A 22368-nucleotide genomic window follows, 5' to 3' on the forward strand; every position below is an offset into this window, starting at 1 on the left:
TAAGCCTAAGCACTAAGGGTGTTTACTTTTAATTAAGTGGTTGCCTGATATGGGAACATGAGTAGTAAATAAATTTATTTAGTAAATCAAAAAGGAAGCACTATGTCTGCACAACCACAGAAATCGGCCACAAAACTAAAAACAGAAGAAAGACGAGTAAGTAAGGATATTAATTTAGTCTATGATTTTACTGAAAAGCCAAATCGTACTCAGTTAAAAGCACATGACGATCGCGCCGTTGTTGCCAAGTTAAGAGCTGATTTAGTATTACCCAACAATAAAATATTAACCGTAGATATAGATTTTGATAGTACAAGCGGATACCATAACAACACTATGTTGGTTATGGATGACTTTGGTGTTGAAATGTTAGTCACAGCCTTCGCAGTAAAATATGGTCAGCCGTTTGCTGATAAAATATCTAACGCTTGGGCAGAAAAACAACATCAAAATGATCCTCGAAAACCCACTTATTTATTGGTTCAAAAGCCAACCGTTGAAGGTAATATGCCAAAGATCTTTGCCGTCTGTGGCGATAGAGAACATGATAAGGATGGTACGAAAGGTACGCCACAAAGCATCGTTTAATACTGATACAAACACTATGGTATATTTTCAGGCTAAGCTCATTAAATTTTTTGCACTTAGCCTTTTCACTTTCAGCTTTATTAGTCACGCTAACACTACCGCACCTCTACAGACCCTTAGTAATATCAATGATATATTACAAGATAAACATGGTTTTATCTGGTTATCGGGTCAACAAGGGTTAACGCGCCTTGACGCCAACAATAAAATTACTTTTTCCCTTAATAATCAAGAGTGGCCATTACCTTTTTCATGGATACATAATATTGAACTCGTTGATAACAAGCTAATACTCTCCACTGAAATGGCTGGTTTATGGTTATTTGATACTCGTAATGGAGAAGCTGAAAAAATAACCACGGGTATCTCAGAGCCAAGCCACTACAAGGCAACACTATTTAAAAATAACTATTATAGTTATGCCGCAAATACAAATAAGTTTTATCGCTTTAATCCAAGTGATAATTCCACCCTGGTGATTGATCAAAATATAGGCATTAAAGACATTGCTCATACCCAAAACCAATTCTACCTATCAAATAATGATGGTTTGTATCAATTGCAAGGTAATAGTTTAGTACAAATCATTACAGGACCAATAACAGCATTAACGGCACTATCAAATGCAGTAATAGCGATAACAGCTAATAAAATCTATCGATTAGGTGATGATGGCAAGCAAACAAGTATCAAACATAATGAAAAGTTATACGGTTTAACAAAGGCCTATCATAATGATAGTTTTTTCACTGTTAGCTCAGAGGGTAAAGTAAGCAAGTATAACGGTGCTAAACTAACTGTACTGCCGCACAATTATGAGAAAAGTAAAACGGGTAGACTGAGAAACATGTTTCATGATGCTTCTGGAGTCTTATGGTTAGTGAGTAGTCAAGGTGTTGAGCAACTTAACGAAAACTATATTAAAAACCACAACCTTACTTTTGATATCCCCATCAATGGCAATGAAATAGCCTTATTTGATAATGACATTATTATTGGCAGTTATGGTGCAGGTTTGCAAAATTTCTTAGAGCCGGTATTTAATCAAGAGAGTAATACAGCTTTTACCCGAAAAGGCTTAAAAACATTTGACTTACTAGAGGTAAATAACAGTCTATATATCGGCTGCTTCGATGGTTTATGGCGTTATGATAAAAGTACCAACCAAGTGACTAAACTTGATATTGTTGGTGATAAATTAGTATTAAAACTAGAACAAAAAAATAATTTACTCTATATAGCCACTGATGGTTATGGTCTATATGTTTATGACTTAATCACTGAAGAGATGATTAATCATATCGATGAAAGCATTGGTTTACTGACCCCTGAAGTTATTGATGTATTACCGCTAGATAATGGTAAAATATGGATTGCTCATAATAACAAGGTCAGTATTTATCAGCAAAATAGCCACACGGTTACTACGCTTAAAACGCCAAATAGAAGCAAAGTTATTTCACTGGTTCTTGCCAATAATAAAATTTTTGCTTCTACTTTAGGTGACGGTATTCTGGTTTTTAACCAACAAGGTGACTTATTAGCCCATTTATCTAATAACCATAGTTTCACTGAAATGTTATTAGTTAATGGTGAGATTTGGGCCTCAGGTAAGCCTGGTCTATATAGGATTTCACCAACAAACTATCAAGTTACCATGATAGAGAACACCCAACAGTATTCTTTTGTTAGCAGTATGTTAGTCAAAGACGACATTCTTTACGCTATCCATTACAGTGGGGTTTTGGCGCTCGACCTTTCTGAACAAAAACAATTCAACCCTAATGTTATTATTAGTAAAACAACCATTTCTGGTAAAGCCTACTTACTCAATAAAACCATAGAAATTGAAAGTGGTAACGATGTAATTACCCTTGATTTAGCTAGCTTAGACCATAGACCGGGCCTAAATAAAAAGTTTCAGTATCGTATTAACAATAGTGATTGGCTGTTAATGAATAATAATCAGCTAACTCTAACGGGTCTTGCTTCGGGTAATTATCATGTAGAAATTATGGCAACCAATAGCTTAGGGCAATGGAGCGATATAAAAGCTTATACTGAAATTAATGTTGCTTACCCTTGGTATTGGACAGTCAACATCAGAATATTTTATGCGGTAATGGTTACCTTGACCATATTATTGACTTGTTGGTTACTTATTTTACGCACTAAATCGATTAGACATATTCATAATATTCTCAAGGACGATATGAGAAATTATGGCCAATTAATGAAGACAGTGCAGCGTAATTTACAGCTTGCCAGCTCATCTTTGAGCAACAATGAACTAGTACAAGGTAAGCAATTAATTGAAAGTAGTTTATTGGCCCTTGAAGAAAAAATTAACAGCCAAGAGCCTAACAATTTAGCCGGAAACACGTTATTAACTGCTATCCCCTTTCTAGGGGATTATCTGCAAAATAAATACCTAGCAAAGTTAAACTTTACTCTTGATGATAAAATCGATAATTGCAACTACGAGCTAAAAGCCGATGTCTATAAAGTAATATTTGAAGCACTTACCTCAGCAATATTTAAAAGTAACGCCGAGAATTTCACCCTTACTTTGCAAGAAGTGAAACATAAATTATGGCTTACCATAAATAGTGACCATAACTCCTTTAGTCAACTGACAAGTAAGGTTGATTTCGATCTGGCTAGCTATACTATTCGTCAAATTACCAATAAACATCACGCTTCTCTTAATACTTTTACGAACGATGATGGTACTAGTCAGTTAGTTATTAGTTTTCCTTTAATGACCTTAAATTAGCGTATTTTTTTGTTTTAAAATAAAATAATAAAGGCATTTACAACTTGTTGCCGTATTAATTCGAAATTTGCGCGTAATTGGTATAAAATACGCCTCCTTTTATCTGTACTGGGTTTGCATAAGCAATTTCCAGTATAATTTGTGCGTAAAGAGTGAAGTAAATGAGTAAGAAGCTATATATCAAAACTTGGGGCTGTCAGATGAACGAGTATGACTCGCAGAAGATGGCAGAATTGTTGGACTCAACCCATGGATTTTCCTTGGTTGAAGAAGCGGAACAAGCTGATGTTATCTTGCTTAATACTTGCTCTATTCGCGAAAAAGCACAAGAAAAAGTATTTCACCAACTAGGTCGTTGGAAGCGTTTAAAAGATACTAAGCCTGATTTACTTATTGGTGTTGGTGGCTGTGTGGCTTCACAAGAAGGTGACGCTATTCGTAAACGTGCGCCGTTTGTTGATATGATATTTGGTCCGCAAACATTGCACCGTTTACCTGAAATGCTTAATCAATTACAACACTCAAGTAGCCCGATTGTTGATGTTAGCTTCCCAGAGATTGAAAAATTCGACCGTCTTCCTGAACCTAAGGCTGACGGTGCTAGTGCTTTTGTTTCGATTATGGAAGGATGTAGTAAGTACTGTACTTTCTGTGTAGTGCCTTATACTCGTGGTGAAGAAGTTAGTCGACCACTGGACGATGTATTATATGAAATTGCCCAACTTGCAGAGCAAGGCGTGCGTGAAGTAAACCTATTAGGCCAAAATGTTAATGCTTATCGTGGTGAAATGCATGATGGCAGCATTTGCCGCTTTGCTGATTTAGTGCGCTTGGTTGCAACTATTGATGGTATCGATCGTATCCGTTATACCACTTCTCACCCTGTAGAGTTTACTGACGATATAATTGAAGCATATAACGATGTGCCAGAGCTAGTAAACCACTTACACCTTCCCGTTCAAAGTGGTTGTGACCGTATTCTTACACAAATGAAACGTGGCCATACTGCCATTGAGTATAAATCTCAAATTCGAAAACTGAAAAAAGCGCGTCCTCAATTATCAATGTCTTCTGACTTTATAATTGGCTTCCCTGGTGAAAGTGATGAAGATTTCATGGCAACTATGGACCTAATTAAAGCGGTAGATTTTGATTTAAGTTTTAGCTTTATCTATAGCGCTCGTCCTGGAACTCCTGCAGCTGACTTACCTGATGATATTAGCGATCAAACGAAAAAAGATCGTTTAAAAACTCTGCAAGACCAAATAACACACCAAGCATTACGTATTGCTAGACAAATGCTTAATACCGAGCAGCGCGTTCTCGTTGAAGGCCCTTCTAGAAAGAACCCAATGGAATTACGGGGCAAAACAGAAAATAATCGTACCGTTAACTTTGTTGCCCCACATAGCGTTATTGGTCAATTTGTCGATATCAAAATTACTGATGTGATTGCTAACTCTTTACGTGGCGAGTTAGTCCGTGAAGAAAAAGAGATGGGACTTCGAATTGCCCACTCTCCTGCTGATATATTGGCAAATAATCACCATACGGCAACGCCAAGTAATCTTGACGAATTAGGTGTAGGTACTTTTACGCCCTAGTATTACCACTTAGCACTCGATTAAATACGATTAATTTAACAAAGCGGAAATGAATTTGAGCACACCAACAACTAAAGCACTTAAGTTAAGCCGAGAAGTTTTCAACTTGGAGCCTGTAGATAATCACAGGCAAGCAAACTTATGTGGCCCGATGGACGATAACTTAAAAACTATTGAACGCCGTTTAGGTGTAGAGATAAGTTACCGAGGTAATGAATTTACTGTCGTTGGTAAACCGTCACATACTCAAGCTGTTATTCAAATTCTTAAAGACCTTTACCTTGAAAGCCAAAAAGTTAAAGGAGAAAGTAAGATCATTACAGCTGAAATGGTGCACTTAGCTATTTTAGAAGCTAATTGTCTTGAGCAAGAGCCAGTTAGAGGTAAGCTATCAGCTGAGTTAGATGATCAGTTAGGAAATAAATACGATGAAATGGTCACCATTAAAACCAAGCGTGGCCTTGTTAAACCGCGTAATGCTAACCAACAAGATTATGTGCAAAATATCATTACCAGTGATATAAGTTTTGGTGTTGGTGTTGCTGGTACCGGTAAAACCTATTTAGCCGTGGCTTGCGCGGTTGATGCACTAGAGCGTCAAGAAGTACGCCGCATTTTACTCACTAGACCTGCAGTAGAAGCGGGTGAAAAATTAGGTTTTTTACCCGGTGATTTATCGCAAAAAATAGACCCTTATTTAAGACCGCTTTATGATGCTCTCTTTGAAATGCTTGGCTTTGAAAGAGTCGAAAAACTTATCGAGCGTAATGTCATAGAAGTTGCCCCCCTCGCTTATATGCGTGGCAGAACACTAAATGATGCTTTTATTATTTTGGATGAAAGTCAAAATACTACCGTTGAGCAAATGAAAATGTTTTTAACACGTATTGGCTTTAACTCACGCGCTGTTATAACTGGTGATATTACTCAAGTTGATTTACCTCGTCATCAAACGTCTGGTCTTCGTCATGCCATAGAAGTTTTACAAGACATCAATGGCATTAGTTTCAACTTTTTTCAATCAAAAGATGTTGTTCGCCATCCTGTTGTTGCCAGAGTTGTTGATGCTTATGATAACCATGAGCAAAAAGTAAATAGGCAAAAACAAGAAAAAAAGCAGGCACAGCAAGCAAAAAATGCTGAGAGCGATTTAAGCTAATGTCTCATGTGATTGATCTACAAATTGCTTGTCAGCAAACAGAGTTACCTAGTAAAGAACAGTTTCAACTCTGGGTCGATACAGCTTTAGCAGCAGTGATCAGTAAACCAAATCAAGAGTTTGAACTTACTATTCGCCTAGTTAATAGTGATGAAAGCCAGCAGTTAAATAGTCAATACCGCGGTAAAGACAAGCCAACCAATGTGCTATCTTTCCCTTTTGAAGTTCCTGATGGTATCGAGCTTAACCTTTTAGGTGACTTAATAATTTGCATTGAAGTCATGAAACAAGAAGCACAAGCACAAAATAAAGCCTTATTTGATCATTGGGCGCACCTGGTTATTCATGGCTGCTTGCATTTACTTGGCTTTGATCATATAAGTGACGATGAAGCGTTAGAAATGGAATCGCTTGAAGTTGCTATTTTATCTAAACTAGGAATTAATAACCCTTATTTAGAGCAGTAAGTTGTTTACTGAGAATAATAACAAGATACTAACCAAATTAATTAGCCAATAATATGTTCAAGCATATACTCAATAGCTTGTTCATTAACTTAATATCAAAGGAATACAAATAGCTCTATGAGCGATGATAACCCCCATTCTAGTAACGGTTCAGCTAATAAGTCCTTTTTGCATAAAGTCATGCAAATATTAACACCTGAGCCGAAAAATAAAGATCAATTGGTTGATGTATTAAATGATGCTCAAGAAAGAGACTTGATCAACCCTGAAACCAAACAAATGATCAAAGGTGTACTAGACGTATCAGAAATGCGTGTTCGAGAGATAATGATACCTCGCTCGCAGATGGTTACTATTGATATTAACCACAGCCTTGAAGAATTCTTACCTATTATTCTCGAATCAGGTCACTCACGTTTTCCCGTTGTTAATGAAGATATCGATCATGTTAATGGTATTTTATTAGCAAAAGACTTACTTGCTTTTGGTTTTAATTCACAAAGCAGTGATTTTAGTCTAAGTGATATTATTCGACCTGCCATCATTGTTCCTGAAAGTAAGAAAGTTGAACCTTTATTAAAAGAGTTTCGTTCTAACCGTTATCATATGGCGATTGTTGTTGATGAATACGGTGGCGTTTCAGGTGTTATCACCATCGAAGATATTTTAGAGCAAATTGTTGGTGAAATTGAAGATGAAACCGATGATGAAAACGAAGAAGAAATTAAACATTTAGCGGGTAATGTATATCTAGTGAAAGCCCTTACTGAACTGGGCAACTTTAATGACTACTTTAACTGTAAATTTGATGAAGCAGGTGCAGATACCATCGGCGGTATTGTTTTGCGTCAGTTTAACCATATGCCGAAAAAAGGTGAATTATTCAGCTTAGGCTGTTTCGAATTTAAAGTATTAGTTGCTGATAGTAGGCGCATGCAAATGTTACAAGTAAGTGTTGATAAAACTCATCAAATTAATGGAAAAATGAGTGACTAATATCAGTATTATTTCCGTTTATCAAGCCATCAAAAATACACTTACAAACCCAAGCAATTGGTTATGTTTTTTAAGTGGCTTTTTGTTGGTTTTTGCTTATGCACCATTTTCCTATTGGTGGTTGGCATTAATATTACCTAGCATAATGCTTTACCAAGTAAACAATGCTGCCCCTAAGCTAGCGGCTAAAAAAATGGCTTTATTTGCCTTTGGCTGGTTTAGCAGTGGTATTAGCTGGGTGCATGTCAGTATTGACCAATTTGGTGGTTTGCCATTAGTTATTTCTTTGCTACTGATGTTAGGCTTATGTGCTTACCTCGCTATATTCCCGACACTTGCTGGCTATTTAACAGCACGATTTTCTAAAAATAAACAATTAAATTTGTGGCTATTACCCCCTGTTTGGTTATTGTGTGAATACTTACGCTCGGTAGTGTTAACTGGCTTTCCGTGGCTCTCTCTTGGCTATACTCAAATAGATAGTCCATTAGCTAGCTTTGCCCCTGTTATAGGTGAGGTTGGCCTTACGGGTATTATCTTGTTATTAAATATTTGTTTGGTCAACATTTACGCTAGCAGTTTGACCTTATTTAAAGGCAAGAACCTAGAGGCAAAGACAAACTCGTCTTGTAAAAACTTAACTTTGTCCCTTGCTCTAGCGACAATTATCATTGTTACTAGCTTTGGATTAAACCTAGTAAGCTGGACTGAGTTAACAGGAAAGAGCGCCAAAGTAGCATTGATCCAAGGTAATATCTCCCAATCAATAAAATGGCAGCCAGAGCAGGAATGGCCGACCATGTTGAAATATTTGGATTTAACGCGGGTTAACTATGATGCTGATATTATTGTTTGGCCCGAATCTGCAATTCCAGCGTTAGAGCCTGCGGTGCAAGATTATTTAACAACCGTAAATCGCTCGGCTATATTAAATAAAAGCACTATTATTACTGGTTTAATTAACTATAATTTTGAAAGCAAAGAGTATTTTAATGCCTTGCTTGTATTAGGCAAGAAAAATGCAGAAGATGATCAAGGTTACTATTACAATCACAGTAATAGATACTATAAAAGCCATTTATTGCCAATTGGTGAGTTTATTCCCTTTCAAGAGTTTCTTCGCCCTTTAGCACCTTTATTTAACTTACCTCAGTCATCTTTTACCGCCGGCAATTACGTACAACCAAACTTAATGGCTAATGGTCTACATATATTACCGTTGAATTGTTTTGAAATTGCCTTTCCAAAACAATTAGCTGCTAACTTTACCGACAATACCGATATGATATTAACGGTTAGCAATGATGCTTGGTTTGGTGATTCTCATGGCCCACATCAACATTTTGAAATAGCTAGAATGCGCGCCTTAGAGTTTGGTCGGCCCTTAGTTCGAGCAACAAACAATGGCGTTACTGGCATGATAAATCATTTAGGTGAAGTCACTGAAATAGCACCGCAATTTGAAGAGGTGGTTCTTAAAGGCACGGTTGAATTTGTTAGTGGTGATACGCCATATAGCCAATGGCCAAATTTAATTTTATGGTTAATGGTCATAGTTCCACTCTTATTCATGAAAGTTATGAGGTTATAACCGTAAAAAAGTGCCTATCTAGGGCACTTTTTAATAACTTAATTAATAATGTTTTATTTTTTAAACTTGTTTAGGATGTAACGAGGTTTTATTACGACCCGTTTCTTTTGATTTATACAAGGCCGCATCAGCGCATTCAATCCAAACCTCATGATTCTCAATGCTCTCGTCAACTTCTGCAATACCAATGCTAATGGTATAGTTTATATCTATATCATTATATTTTACTATAGCTTCACTGACTTCTTTTCGTAGTCGCTCAGCAAATACAAAAGCATTTTTAAGCGGTGTATCAGATAACAGTATAGCGAACTCTTCACCACCATAACGTCCACAAACATCAGTTTCTCTAACGTGGTGACGTATTAACCCTGAAATATGACGAATGACTTCATCCCCGACCATATGACCATAGCTATCATTCACATTTTTAAAATGATCGATATCAATCATCACTAAAGAACTTGCATGTTGACTACGACTCCAACGTTTATGCTCAGCTAATAAACATTGCTCCCAATGCGTTCGATTAAATAACTGCGTTAAACCATCGGTTTGACTTAATATAGCCAACTCTTCGTTAGCTTTTTTCAAACTCTGTTTATGCACGGCATTATCAGTGACATCATAAACCAGTAAACATAAATGGCTTACTTCTCCCGTAGAAGATAATAGAGGTATGAAAGTGGTGTTTTGATACATAAAATCAGCACTGCCTGTGACTGGGCGATAGCTATCAAACTTAAATAAATAAGGTCTTTGTTCCCATATTGTAAAAGCTTTATTTTTTAGTAAAAAAACAGACTCGGCCTTGCGAGTAAACCACTGCCGTGGAATTTCATCAAATAGATCAAATATTAACTTACCTTTTACTTCACGAGGTAATAAGCCACTATGGTTCTCCATAAAGCCATTAAATATTTGCACGGTGAATTCTTTATCAAGCACAACGAGGCCAACATCAATGTTATGCAACATTTCCATTAGCCAATGCAGTTCATTTAATTGTGATTTCTCTAACGTCATAACCTATTCCTGTCGTCGCTTAATCGCGCTAACTTATTCTTTTTGTTCTAAGTAATATATAAATTTCAACTTAGATTAACTGTTTAACTAATCAATTAAATAAGCCAACTTATTATTGAGTGTTTCCATTGACTTCTCAGTAAATAGTAACAGTAAGTCACATTTAATAGGATAATTTTCAATGCTATAGCTAATTTCAATCGCTAAGGTTTTTCTCCACTTACTGGCATTATTGGCAATTAAATCAGATATTTTTCTGTGTTGCCCTAATACCTCAGGATGCCCTTGACTAAATTGAATATCTAACTGCTCTGAGACCCCTTTTAGACAAGCTCCAATAAGTACATTAGCCAAATCCATTAACAACTCTAATTCAGTGCCCATATCAGCGTCGTATTGATAATTCATTAATGATGCGACATCTTTAAAGCTTGAATCGTTTAGGATAAGTAATGCTTCACCTGAAATACCGGCACTAATAAAACCTTGGCAGACACCTGAGGTACTTTCATGATTTTCTATATCTTTTAACGCCATGCGAATTTCACTTACCTCAATAAAATTCACATTTGGTATGGGTAACTCAACAAAAACATTGAGTAAACGAGCAAGTAAATCTCCTGCACGTCCCATTGCAACATTCGCTATTTCTTGGTAACAATCTCGCATGTCCGCTGATAAAGTCATTTCTGGTTCAATGCTCACTGGCGTACTTTCAACAGGAGAAATATCAAGCTGATTAGAAAAGAGAGTTTCCGGGATATCACGGGCTACATTAGAGGTTTCATCAGCCGAATTTTCAACAATGGAGGCAGATTCAATCGAGGTTACTTCGTTGCTGCTAACTACGTCGTTACTTACTTCATTGGAGAAAACCCCGTAAGACGATAAAACCTCGGTTAGAATAGCTTTATTTATCGGTTTTTGAATAAAACCTAACGCCCCTAAACTAGTGACGCGATGATGAGCTTCAGGTTGAATATCACCCGATATAACGATGGTAAGTGTTGGTAAGTCTTGAGCTAAAATGGCTTCGAGTACTTGATAACCATCCATTTCAGGCATATTTAAATCAAGTAAAAGTACATCACCTTTACCTGCCTTTATCGCTTCAATTCCTTCAACACCATTGGCAGCAAAACTTATCTCTACATCCCAACCATCTGGTAATGAACGCGCTACTTGTTTGCGCGCCATATTAGAATCATCACAAATTAATAATTTCGTGGTCATATTAATATTGGACCTTACATAAACGATAACTAAACAATAATAACGCTGGGTAAAAAATATCTACCCTCTATTGATAACCATAGAGTATCCAATTTAAAACACAATGATAAAGTTCTATTTATAGAGTTTTTACCACTAAACGGCTAAAATCACTTCACCTTAACCAATATTTTCAATAAATTATGAAATTTACTACTTCAAACATCACCTTAGCTGCTTTTTTGATCGCCACTTTAAGCATCACATTTGATACTCACGGTTACTCTTTTGATCTCGATAAACTAAAAGAAACCACTAACTTGGTTAAAGCAGGCAACAAATATGTCACGCTTTTAGGGGATCAAGTCAATGTTGGTGAACAAGCACCCACATTTAAAGTAGTTGATAAAAATTTTTCACCCGTGACACTTAATGATTTCCAAGGGCAAACCTTACTTATCTCGGTTGTTCCCAGTTTAGACACGGGTGTTTGCTCAATTCAAACTAAACGATTTAATGAAGAAGCGGCAAAGTTACCTAAAAACATCACTATTTTAACCATCAGTAATGATCTACCCTTTGCTCAAAAGCGTTTCTGTGATGTTGAAAATGTTGATGGCATTAAGATATTATCTGATTCAGTTTGGCGAGAATTTGGTGCTAACTATGGTTTATTGATAAAGGATATGGGCTTACTAACTCGGGCAATATTTATTATTAATGACCAAGGAAAGATTGTTTATAAAGAGCTTGTTGCAAATATCTCACAACACCCTAATTACGATAAAGCACTATCAAAGGTAAAATATACCGCACCTGTCATTGTGCTTGATGGCGATACAGTTAAAAATCAGTTAGAGAACCCGACTGAAACAAAATAAAATAAATCGAATTAAAACAAGTGGTTAAAATATATGATTATTTTTATTTATATTTATTCTTGAAAAAACAGTAATCAATCCCATCTCTAATTGTGTAGTCGCCGAAAGGGACTACACAACATACATTGCCTGTTCATTGTGAAAGGCAATTTATTTTAAATGAAGATAGCTTTTCGTAGTTTGGCTCTAGGCAATATTGTTTTGCTAGAAAATGACTTAAAAGATCAGTTGTACGATTTAAAATAATAATCAATTTATTGCTATATTATAGGATAACTCATTATGCGTAACTCTACAGATTTCAGTCCACTATACCGTTCATTTATTGGCTTTGACCATTTGGCCGGTTTAATTGATAAAGCTTCACGAGCTGACAAACAATCATCATACCCGCCATATAACATTGAATTATTGGCAGAAGATCAATACCGTATTACTATGGCTGTTGCCGGCTTTAGTGAAGAAGATATTGATATAGAATCTAAAGACAACAGTTTAATTATTGTTGGTATTAAACAAGCTGCAACAACCTCAAAATTAGATTCCAGTAAAGGCCAAAGACAGTTTATTCATCAAGGCATTGCTGAACGTAATTTCGAGCGAAAGTTCCAATTAGGCGAACACGTCAAAATTATTGGTGCCTTTATGAAAGATGGGTTGTTACATGTTGATTTAGAAAGAAAAATACCAGAAGCATTAAAAGCACGCAAGATAGCCATTAATGGTAAAAGCTTATTAAGTGGTGATTCTTAAACTTTAATTTACTTCATGTTCTTCCTTTTGTTTTTGCCCAGTCTTTGACTGGGCTTTTTTGTTTTCATGACTCTGTATTTAACAAAATAATTAGCCGTAAAAATTGAAGTAACAATTAAAACTTAAGTGAAAATAATAGCTCAGATAAATCTGGTTGCCATTGAAAATCTTTTAGTTTAACTCTACTGCCAAGTACCACTACCTGCTCATCTTGCAAATGCTGCTTTTGCTTAACAAAATATTCACTGCTAGGCGGAAATGAAATCTTACCTTGTGAGTTTATCACCCGAAACCAAGGCACACTCTGTCCTTGCCAGCCCTCCTTAGGCACTCTACCTAAGGCTTTGCCAACTAAACGCGCTCGGCCAGGCAAGCCAGACAAATCAGCAATTTGTCCATAACATGCAACTTGCCCTTTTGGAATTAACTGTACCGTTTGCCATATTTGATGGTAATGATCATTAAGCATTTTTATAGTCCAATTTTACCTAGCTTGAAATAGAGCACCTTTTCGTTAGCAAGTTTTTAATTACCGACTAAATTACGTTATCATAGCAGTATCTGTAAACGTTACACTAAGGAAAAATATGAGAATTTGGGTCGATGCTGATGCCTGCCCGGTAGTGATCAAAGAAATATTATTTAAAGCGGCTGATAGAACAAAAATAACCACTACTCTAGTAGCAAACCATAATATTCGAGTACCACCCTCACCTTTTATCAGTTTTATGCAAGTAACTAGTGGCTTTGATGTTGCTGATGATGAAATTGTTAAGCGTATCGAAGTGGGGGATTTAGTTATTACCAGTGATATTCCGCTAGCGGATGAAGTTATCGATAAAGGAGGCATAGCACTTAGTCCACGTGGCGAGCTTTATACTAAAGAGAATATAAAGTCGCGGCTCAATATTCGTGATTTTATGGATACCATGCGCGCGAGTGGTGTACACACAGGTGGGCCACCAGCATTGAATCAAACCGACAGACAAAACTTTGCCAATCACCTTGACCGAATAATTACTCAGTTTAAAAAGTCACAATAAGCAAAATAAAAGTAAGCTAACTAACCTTATCTATCAACGTAACAATAAAAAAGGCAGCTACTCAACAAAGTATCTGCCTTTTAAATTTCAGCTAGTTTAATTACTGCTTTATTTACTTATTTAACCTGTTTTTTTCAGTAACAGCGCTTTAATTTCAGCCAGTTCAACTTCTAATTTATCAATTTGCGCACGACTAGCAGGTTCACCGCCATCACCGCTCTCACCGTGTTGCTCAGCACGAAATTGCTCATGCTCTTGGCTCATAACTTCTAAAACAGTACCCACCATCATATTTAAAAAGATAAAGGCTGTTAAAAAAATAAAAGTTAAATAATAAATCCAGCTTAGTGGATGCACGGCCATAGTTTCATACATAACATCAGTCCAATCCTCAAACGTTGCCACTCGAAATAAAGTCAACATTGAAATAGAAACATCCCCCCACAATACCTCGTTGATGGGGTGAAAAAACATACTGCCAATAGCCGCATAGATATAGAAGATGACAAACATCAATAGTGCGATATACCCCATACGCGGAATGGCTTTGAGTAATGCATTAATCAATAGGCGCAATTCTGGTACCATTGAAACTAAGCGCAGAACACGAAATACCCTTAAAAGACGAGCTAATAGAACACCTGAGCCGCCAGACGGAACTAAGCTGCCAATAACTATAACAGTATCAAAAATATTCCAACCACTTTTAAAGAATTTCTTTTTCTCGGGGCAAGCCAAATAACGAATTGATATTTCTACTGCAAAAAAAACAGTTACTGCCACATCCAAAAACAGCAGCACCGCGACAACATTAGCGGATAGATTGTGCGTTTTGGCTCCTATCATTAGCGCTGATAATAAAATAACTGCTATAACAACGCCTTGGAAAGCTTTACTACTGTCTATTTTACTTAAGTTGCGCTGTGCCTGTATTATCATATTAGCCATTACCTAGCTCCTACTGCGGCATCACTAACATGAGGGTTACTACGGCGCTCTTGCCCAAATGTGCTCATAGGACCGTGACCTGGAATAAAACGTACATCATCACCTAAAAGAAATAAGTTCTCACGAATAGAATGAATTAAGGTGGCATGATCGCCGAGTGGAAAATCTGTACGGCCAATTGAGCCACTAAATAATACATCACCAACCTGAGCCAGCTTTGACTCACGATGGAAAAATACGATGTGGCCAGGGGTATGACCTGGACAAAAGTACACTTCTAAGCTGATATTACCAAAACTAACAGTATCATTTTGCTGTAAAAAACGGTTGGAGGTAAATTTTTCTGCATAGGCAAAAGCACTACCAAAAAGTTGTTTTTGTTCCTCAACTTTATCTATCCAGAATACATCTTCTATGTGTGGCCCTTCAATGGCTACATCATAATCGGTGGCTAAAGCATGAGTGGCACCTGCATGGTCTATATGAGCATGCGTTATTAATACTTTCTCAAGGGTTAAGTCATGTTTAGTAATGGCCGCTTTTATTTTTTCAATATCGCCACCGGGGTCAACAACTGCAGCCTGCTTAGTTTCACTACACCAAAATAAAGTACAATTTTGCGCAAAAGGTGTTACTGGGATAATTTCATGATTTAACATAACATGCTCTTCAATAATTACTATTTTCAAAATGGCAGCATTATACCATAAGTTCTCTACGCTTATTAGCTGGTAAAAATGTAACAAAAGCAATGAATAGTACTTCCCCTAAGCGGCTTAACTCGGTAAGCTTTGCGCAACTAATTCTAATGGCTATTAACTACATATGACCACCGCTTCTTCCCGTGATTCTTTTCATTCCCGTATTGGTTTTGTACTCGCTGCAGCAGGTGCTGCCATAGGCTTAGGTAATATTTGGGCCTTTCCCACTCAAGCGGCAAATAATGGCGGCGGTGCCTTTTTAGTAGTTTATCTTGTGGTGACGTTTTTACTTGCCCTGCCAGCACTTTATGCTGAAATTTATATTGGTAATCAAGCACAAACCAATCCGGTATCGGCTTTAGTAAGTGCCTGTGGTGAACGCTTTAAAAAGCTCGGTCATAGTGCAGGTATTATCGGTATTATTGGCGCTATGATGATGTTAAGTTTTTATACCATAGTCGCTGGTTGGATGCTCGCACATGCACTTGCTTCTTTAGCTGAATTAATGGGTTTGATTGATATATCGCAATGGTTGTCTACTTCAAGTACTTGGCGAAATATCATATTTACCCCTGTTTTTATCGTACTTGGCGCAGCCATAGTGCATCAAGGTGTTCACAGCGGTATTGAGCGTTGGTCAGCCCGACTAATGCCAATGTTATTAGTAATGTTATTAGGTTTAATCATCTATATATTACAACAAGAAGGTGCTACTGATGGCTTAAGGCTTTATTTAGTACCTGATTTTAGTCAAATAACTGAGCCCAAATTAATTATATCCGCAATGGGACAAGCCTTTTTCTCACTGGCTATAGGTGTTGGCGCTATGATGGCTTATGGCTCATATATGCCTAAAGGAGAAAGTGTTGGTAAATTAGTATTATCAATAACCTTACTTGATACTTTTATTGCTTTTATTGCCGGTCTACTGATTATCCCGGCTCTTTTTGTTGCCCAGCATAGCGGACAAGAAGTATTTGTTGACGGTCATTTAATTGGCGAAGGTCAGTTGATTTTTAACATTTTACCGACTTTATTTAGCTCTATGGGCACTGTTGGCTTAGTCGTCTCTTTTGCCTTTTTTGCTTTATTATCCATTGCCGCGCTTACCTCTACAATTTCATCAACTGAGGTGCCGGTTTCTTATTTAGTTGAAGATAAAGCCATGAGCCGTCAAAAAGCGACTTGGGTAATCTCAGGCTTAGTTCTTATTGCGAGTATGTTACTCATCGCCTTTTTTGAACAACTGTTTGGCTTAGTTATTCAGTTACTTACCACCATTTTACAACCACTGATGTCACTATTTTACTTTATCGTTATTGGTTGGTTGTGGAAGCGTGGTAATCAACTAACTGATTTATCAAAATTAAACCAGCACACTACCTTAAAATTACTTGGCTTTTATTTACGCTTCATCTGCCCAGTATTATTAGTAGTTGTTTTTGTTAATGTGGCTTTCTAGCCACTGTCAGCTCTATTTATATTGGTGTTATCTATACTGCCGTTATCTATATTTGGTATAAATAGCATCAATAGTACCATCAGCATTCAGTTCTTGAATTACCTTATTAACTGAGTCTCTAAGTTCCTTATCTTTAAAGGCTATATGCGAATATACATCAGACCACAGCCTATGAACTGTAAAGTCTGCTGCATTGGTTTGCGCTTCTCCTTCATAACGTTTATTGGCTAAGTCATGTAAGAAAATATGAATATCACCAACACGGATATCCTTATTGCCAGAAACCATTAAGTAAGTAGTATCTTTAGGATGTGAATGTTCACTGTATTCTGGGTTGGAGAGTGCCATTTGCCTAAATGTATTGCCAAGTAAGTCTTTAGCACCTTGGTAAGCCGCAATAGACAGCCCTGCTAGATCATTAACTTCTTTAACTTCTAGTTTGGCTGTTTTTTTTGATACAGCAACATCGGTATAGCGAAAAATAGGTGTTGATAAAAAAGCATTAACTTTTGAGTCAGAAAATATATTACATGCCACATCAATTCTTTTTCCTGAATTGATTTCATGAAGCAATCGGTGATTGCTCATAAAAATAAATTTCACATTGTATTCAGGTAATTTTTTGAATATTTCTTCAGTTATTTCGAGGAATAAGCCTTTGTGCTCTTCTTCAACAAAAAATGGTGGGAAGTTACCGACACCTATTTTTAATTCTTGCTTAGCCATTGTCATACTTGGTGAAAGTACTAGTGAAAGTAACAATAAACGATACAGAATTTTAATCATAAATGAATAAACACCAAGTAAGTAGTATAAATGAGTATAAACGAATCAATTAACAAGGGTAAACCTTTTGCTTGCAACAACTCGCGATAAGGCATAGAAAAGATAAAAAACAGTAATTTTTTCAATAACACGCTAGTAACAAGTAAAAGTAACGTCAGTTAATATGACTATTCAAGCAGTTCTACCCCTTTTTTTTCAGCAAGATCAACTTGCTCTATTTTCTCAAAACGACTAGATATCTTATCTGCTGAAGTATGTATTTGCTTCACATCAGTTGCCGCTTGATCTATATGTCTCGCAAGGTTAGCAAAACGACCTTTAAAGCGATTAAAGTCTTGCGCCAAATCTGATAAATGCGCCTGAATAATATGAATTTGTTGCCGAGTCGCCTCATCTTTAAGTACCGAACGTGCTGTGGTTAGTATTGCCATTAATGTGGTCGGCGAAGTTAGCCAAACACGTTTCTTATTGGCATATTCAACCAAATCACTTTGATGACCGTGGATTTCGGCAAAAATAGCCTCTGCTGGTATAAACATAATGGCTCCATCTGCCGTTTCGTTATCAATGAGATATTTATCGCTAATATCATTGATATGCTTTTTGATATCTATTTTAAACTGACGCAAAGCGGCCTTTCGTTCAACTTCATGGGCTTCAAAATCGACCATTTTACGATAACTTTCTAACGGAAATTTAGAATCGACCACGACATTACCCGTAGGTTTAGGTAAAAAGAGTACACAATCGGCTATTTTACCGTTTGATAAGGTGTGTTGCAGTTTGAAGCTTTGCTCTGGCAATACGTTTCTGATCAAGCTATTTAATTGCACTTCACCAAAAGCGCCACGTGAACGCTTATCATTAAGAACTTCTTGTAAACTAACTACATTGGTCGATAGCTCAGTAATTTTCTTCTGCGCATCATCAATCAACGCTAGACGTTGTAATATATCACTAAAGGTTTTGGTGGTTTTTTCAAAACCTTCAGCTAAGCGTTTCTCTACTTGGCCACTTATTTCTTGTAAGCGCTTATCGGTTGCCTGGGTTAAACCATCAATGCGCTTACTCATTTGATCACTGCTTTGTGCCAAGGTCTTCGCTAATTCTTCTCGATTGCTATGAGCAGTGGCATTTAAGTGTTTAATCAGTTGGTCGAGTGACTGATTTTGATTTTGATTTAATTGCGATTGTAGTTCATTGAATTGACGTAAAAGCTTAATACGTAAATCAGCCATTTGCTGTTCAAAGCTATTGGCTAACTGTAATTGCTGTTTTTCTTGTAACTGATTAAGTTGCTGTAAAAATTGCGTTTCAGTTTGTTTTGCTAGCTGACTAAATAATTCAATACTATGCACTTGCATACGTTTTTCTTGGCTTGATAGTCGAATTAACACCAGTATTAAAAGTAAAGCCAAAACAAAAAAAGCCAAAGTGGGCAACCAAGTTGATAACAATTGCTGTTGTTCAAGGGTAAAAGTCATTAGTGATTAATCTCAAAAAGTGTTTCGAAAAAAGTGCCAACGCACAACACTGTAAATATTACCAGTACCACTAAAGATAGCAAGTGTAAAAGAAAGAATAAAAACCTTGTCAAAATAGGCCAAAACGAACGGCAGTATCTTTAATCAATGTCTATACTCAGTTTTCCCCAACCTTTTGGCTTTTTACTGTCGAGTGCTAATTATGAAGCAAGGAAATTTCAAACAAATAACAATTAAGAAAAATACCATCCCTTTAAATAAATCATTGAGCATTATCCCCTATCTAGTATTACCCTTAGTGATACTCACTTTAGTCAGTTGCTCTAAAGCAGTGCCCGTGCCAAAAAGCGAATGCGATACTGTGATCAGTCATGTAAAAAGCATATTAAAAGATAAAGCACCAAGTAAATCAAAAATGCTTAAGCAATGTAATGCTGCCACTGATGAAGCCAGAGGCTGTATAATGGCAGCAGATAAACCAATGAAAATACTACAATGTGACTTTTAGTGTTGTTTACTTGATATTGTTTATTTGAACCCTTTTAGACTAAAGCAATCTTCGCGGCGCAAAGCTGTAATTTTGGCAATATAACTGTCAGCTCTTGGCCACGTCGTTTGCGAAATATGAGTACTGATACTTAACGCACCAAACGTGCTGCCAGCCTTATTTCTAACAGGTACAGGAATAGAGGTTAAACCCAGCTATTGCTCAACCAAAGAGTACCTTATTTTCCAGCTAGTGAAATTTCTGCGCCTAGCTCAACTTTGTTAATTAACGTATGCACTGTATATTGATCTAGCTGACAAGTGTTTAAAAAGTCATACAATAGTTTTTCTGTCATTTCAGCTAACAATCAATCGTCTAAGTGATGTTGCAAATGCAGGTTAGCGAGTACCTACATCTAAGCTAACAGACGTTAAACGTTTAGTGCTAGCAACACGCCCGACATAAACAACACCTTCTAAACTGTTGCTGAGCACGACCTATTAAGTTGTTCAACTAGCTGCTACATCAGTGGTTTTGTGTTTTTACAGACATATTTTCAATCGAGGTAAGCAAAACCCAAGTTAACTATTTTCGCGGTTAACGAAAACTGTTTCCCCGCTTGTTTAGCATAACCTTCGTTGACTAAAATCAGTAAAAAACGCCTTGCAGCTGCATGCGTGCCCCATGTGGCCGTAACTTTGTTGCCATTATGACAATGGTAGCAACAAAAACCTTTGCACTTTGCACTTTTCGCCATGTGTATTTGTGTTGGTGTTGGTGTTGGTGTTGGTCAATACATTGCTATAGTTATCGAAAGATACAATGAAAATGAACAATAGAAAGTACACTGGAAATGCATCAGTAATTAATCGAAAGCCTGTAAATCAATCAAAAATGGCTAGCTTTACCTAACTATTTCATTAGTTTTAAAAAGATTTGAGTAACTAATACAATCCTATCTCCTTATTCTGCCAAGCAGTGATTAAATAAGATGAAATAGAATCGCCACTTCCCATTTTATATTGCGAGCTATCTGGAGACTTTGTCCCTTCACTGTTTGCCGTTACATCAGTTACTGAACTGTTTAAAGAAAAAGCTTGGAGTTGTTCACGGGAAAACCACTGTGCATCTTCTAAGTCATCTTGGCTAATATCAATTTTTTCTGAGTTAGCTACAGCAGTAAAACCTAACATGATTGAAGCTGGAAATGGCCAAGGTTGCGAGGCAATATATTTTGGCTTTTCAGCAAAAATGGCGGTTTCTTCTAATACTTCTCTGATCACCGCTTGTTCAAGTGTTTCACCTGGGTCAACAAAACCCGCTAAGGTAGAATACATACCGTCAGGCCAACTTGCTTGTCTGCCTAATAAACAACGGGCAATGCCATCATCAAACATTTTCTCAACTAACATGATGACCGCAGGGTCGGTGCGTGGAAAGGTCATATTCCGACAATCAGAACATCGTCGAGCATGCCCTGCTTCTACTGAGCGATTATGATGCCCACATTGACCGCAAAATTGGTGGCTTATATGCCAATGCACTAACCCTTTAGCAAGCGCTAAAATTGAAGCGTCAATGGCAGATAAATTAGCAGTGACTTTTCTAAGGCCTTGCCACTGTCCTAACTCAGTGAGCTCTTCCTGAGTAGAAAAGCGTAATTTATTAAAATCGATGACAAAAAATGACACGGCTTCAGCTTTGTTATTCTCTATGCTGCATTTACCCTTATCCCCCTTCTCGAATTCACCTTCACCCAAACTGCCTTTGCCTAAATAAAGGCAACTATCAACATTTACTGTTGGCAGTTGCGCTTTATTGAGATAAATAGGAGTAAATAATTCACCTTTTTCAAAAAGGCTCATGCCCTTATTGATAACGCAAAATAAAGTATCTGGGTGATTGAACTCTGCACTTAACCAACGTTTATTCTTCCGTTGATTGGTACATCTATCTAATGGCATATCGCCATAAGCTAAAGTCATGATTTTTTGTTTTCCATAAGTGCTTGAGCCCATTGAGATGACCAAGTGCCTAATGGAGAAATAATTTCAAATAAGTCAAAGCCTTGGGAGGATAATTGATAACCAGATTCTTGGTTTTCAATAAGTTGCAGTGTTTTCAGCTCTTTTAACCGTGTATTTAACAGAGTAGGTGAAATTTTTTCACAACGTTGTTGTAACTCTCGAAATGTTGCTGGACCACTGCGCAGGTTCCAAATAATACCTAATGCCCATGTTCGGCCAAGCAAATCGAGTAACGCCATAATAGGCTTACCTGTTTTAGAGCCGCGCACTTGTGCACCTGGTAGTGGTATTGTCATAATTTTCCCTGCATACATATAATATGAAATGTTAAAAAACATGCTACATTATTTGTAGCAAACTTACTATAGCAAGAAAAA

21 protein-coding genes are annotated in these 22368 nt (G+C 36.9%); 12 read left to right on the forward strand and 9 right to left on the reverse strand.

From position 1 onward, the window contains the following. The first annotated feature begins 102 nt into the window (after positions 1 to 102). The 7 genes from GAB14E_RS17565 (at position 103) to lnt (ending at position 9181) form a co-directional block, all read left to right on the forward strand. Positions 103 to 588 carry a hypothetical protein gene (locus tag GAB14E_RS17565; RefSeq protein WP_033081144.1) on the forward strand — a complete coding sequence of 162 codons (486 nt, stop codon included), beginning with the start codon at positions 103 to 105 and terminating at the stop codon, positions 586 to 588. Beyond that, positions 545 to 3364, forward strand: a complete 2820-nt coding sequence (locus tag GAB14E_RS17560) for a ligand-binding sensor domain-containing protein (RefSeq protein ID WP_231561987.1) — start codon at positions 545 to 547, stop codon at positions 3362 to 3364. The genes GAB14E_RS17565 and GAB14E_RS17560 overlap by 44 nt, the downstream gene beginning before the upstream one ends. Positions 3365 to 3525: 161 nt before the next feature. After that, the gene (miaB, locus tag GAB14E_RS17555; protein WP_033081145.1) at positions 3526 to 4968 is read left to right on the forward strand and encodes a tRNA (N6-isopentenyl adenosine(37)-C2)-methylthiotransferase MiaB; all 1443 of its coding nucleotides are present in this window, start codon (positions 3526 to 3528) and stop codon (positions 4966 to 4968) included. A 151-nt stretch (positions 4969 to 5119) separates the two neighbouring features. Continuing rightward, entirely contained in the window at positions 5120 to 6127 is a 1008-nt protein-coding gene (locus GAB14E_RS17550) for a PhoH family protein (protein WP_231562000.1), read from the forward strand. Further along, a complete protein-coding gene (gene ybeY / locus GAB14E_RS17545; protein ID WP_033081147.1) occupies positions 6127 to 6594 on the forward strand; it encodes an rRNA maturation RNase YbeY in 468 nt (155 codons plus the stop codon). Before GAB14E_RS17550 ends, ybeY begins: the two co-directional genes overlap by 1 nt. Positions 6595 to 6711: 117 nt before the next feature. Continuing rightward, positions 6712 to 7590, forward strand: a complete 879-nt coding sequence (locus GAB14E_RS17540) for an HlyC/CorC family transporter (RefSeq protein ID WP_033081148.1) — start codon at positions 6712 to 6714, stop codon at positions 7588 to 7590. Further along, positions 7583 to 9181, forward strand: coding sequence for an apolipoprotein N-acyltransferase (lnt, locus tag GAB14E_RS17535; RefSeq protein WP_081967720.1), 1599 nt, complete (start codon positions 7583 to 7585; stop codon positions 9179 to 9181). Before GAB14E_RS17540 ends, lnt begins: the two co-directional genes overlap by 8 nt. 60 nt (positions 9182 to 9241) lie before the next feature. Here the strand turns inward: lnt and GAB14E_RS17530 are convergent, their stop codons facing one another. Beyond that, entirely contained in the window at positions 9242 to 10207 is a 966-nt protein-coding gene (locus tag GAB14E_RS17530) for a sensor domain-containing diguanylate cyclase (protein ID WP_033081149.1), read from the reverse strand. 87 nt (positions 10208 to 10294) lie between these two features. Further along, positions 10295 to 11440, reverse strand: coding sequence for a response regulator (locus tag GAB14E_RS17525; protein WP_033081150.1), 1146 nt, complete (start codon positions 11438 to 11440; stop codon positions 10295 to 10297). A 182-nt stretch (positions 11441 to 11622) separates the two neighbouring features. Between GAB14E_RS17525 and tpx the strand changes: the two genes are divergently transcribed. Both tpx and GAB14E_RS17515 read left to right on the forward strand, forming a co-directional pair. Beyond that, on the forward strand, positions 11623 to 12300 hold the full coding sequence (tpx, locus tag GAB14E_RS17520; protein WP_052093491.1) for a thiol peroxidase: 678 nt from the start codon (positions 11623 to 11625) through the stop codon (positions 12298 to 12300). A gap of 282 nt (positions 12301 to 12582) precedes the next feature. Then, positions 12583 to 13053, forward strand: coding sequence for an Hsp20 family protein (locus tag GAB14E_RS17515; RefSeq protein ID WP_033081151.1), 471 nt, complete (start codon positions 12583 to 12585; stop codon positions 13051 to 13053). A gap of 115 nt (positions 13054 to 13168) precedes the next feature. Here the strand turns inward: GAB14E_RS17515 and GAB14E_RS17510 are convergent, their stop codons facing one another. Further along, positions 13169 to 13522 carry an MGMT family protein gene (locus GAB14E_RS17510; protein WP_033081152.1) on the reverse strand — a complete coding sequence of 118 codons (354 nt, stop codon included), beginning with the start codon at positions 13520 to 13522 and terminating at the stop codon, positions 13169 to 13171. Positions 13523 to 13640: 118 nt separating this feature from the next. On the opposite strand from GAB14E_RS17510, the gene GAB14E_RS17505 reads away from it, so the two are divergent. Then, positions 13641 to 14096, forward strand: a complete 456-nt coding sequence (locus GAB14E_RS17505) for a YaiI/YqxD family protein (protein ID WP_033081153.1) — start codon at positions 13641 to 13643, stop codon at positions 14094 to 14096. A 120-nt stretch (positions 14097 to 14216) separates the two neighbouring features. Here the strand turns inward: GAB14E_RS17505 and GAB14E_RS17500 are convergent, their stop codons facing one another. Together GAB14E_RS17500 and GAB14E_RS17495 are read right to left on the reverse strand one after the other, a co-directional pair. Next, on the reverse strand, positions 14217 to 15035 hold the full coding sequence (locus tag GAB14E_RS17500) for an ion transporter (RefSeq protein ID WP_033081399.1): 819 nt from the start codon (positions 15033 to 15035) through the stop codon (positions 14217 to 14219). Between the two features lie 8 nt (positions 15036 to 15043). Next, positions 15044 to 15703, reverse strand: a complete 660-nt coding sequence (locus GAB14E_RS17495) for an MBL fold metallo-hydrolase (protein WP_033081400.1) — start codon at positions 15701 to 15703, stop codon at positions 15044 to 15046. Positions 15704 to 15869: 166 nt separating this feature from the next. Here GAB14E_RS17495 and GAB14E_RS17490 point away from each other — a divergent pair, with 166 nt between their 5' ends. Further along, positions 15870 to 17207 carry a sodium-dependent transporter gene (locus tag GAB14E_RS17490; protein WP_033081154.1) on the forward strand — a complete coding sequence of 446 codons (1338 nt, stop codon included), beginning with the start codon at positions 15870 to 15872 and terminating at the stop codon, positions 17205 to 17207. Positions 17208 to 17249: 42 nt separating this feature from the next. Here the strand turns inward: GAB14E_RS17490 and GAB14E_RS17485 are convergent, their stop codons facing one another. Both GAB14E_RS17485 and GAB14E_RS17480 read right to left on the reverse strand, forming a co-directional pair. Continuing rightward, a complete protein-coding gene (locus tag GAB14E_RS17485; protein WP_033081155.1) occupies positions 17250 to 17993 on the reverse strand; it encodes a substrate-binding periplasmic protein in 744 nt (247 codons plus the stop codon). Positions 17994 to 18160: 167 nt separating this feature from the next. Beyond that, positions 18161 to 19477, reverse strand: coding sequence for a DNA recombination protein RmuC (locus GAB14E_RS17480; RefSeq protein WP_033081156.1), 1317 nt, complete (start codon positions 19475 to 19477; stop codon positions 18161 to 18163). 202 nt (positions 19478 to 19679) lie between these two features. On the opposite strand from GAB14E_RS17480, the gene GAB14E_RS0122580 reads away from it, so the two are divergent. Next, the gene (locus GAB14E_RS0122580) at positions 19680 to 19985 is read left to right on the forward strand and encodes a hypothetical protein (protein WP_231561988.1); all 306 of its coding nucleotides are present in this window, start codon (positions 19680 to 19682) and stop codon (positions 19983 to 19985) included. 923 nt (positions 19986 to 20908) lie between these two features. Here GAB14E_RS0122580 and nudC read toward each other — a convergent pair. Both nudC and GAB14E_RS17470 read right to left on the reverse strand, forming a co-directional pair. Continuing rightward, positions 20909 to 21949: an NAD(+) diphosphatase gene (gene nudC, locus GAB14E_RS17475; protein ID WP_033081157.1), complete on the reverse strand. Its 1041-nt coding sequence runs from the start codon at positions 21947 to 21949 to the stop codon at positions 20909 to 20911. Continuing rightward, positions 21946 to 22287, reverse strand: a complete 342-nt coding sequence (locus GAB14E_RS17470) for a winged helix-turn-helix transcriptional regulator (RefSeq protein WP_033081158.1) — start codon at positions 22285 to 22287, stop codon at positions 21946 to 21948. The genes nudC and GAB14E_RS17470 overlap by 4 nt, the downstream gene beginning before the upstream one ends. Positions 22288 to 22368 lie beyond the last annotated feature (81 nt).

The organism is Colwellia psychrerythraea (assembly GCF_000764185.1).
Taxonomy (GTDB): Bacteria; Pseudomonadota; Gammaproteobacteria; order Enterobacterales; family Alteromonadaceae; genus Colwellia; species Colwellia psychrerythraea_B.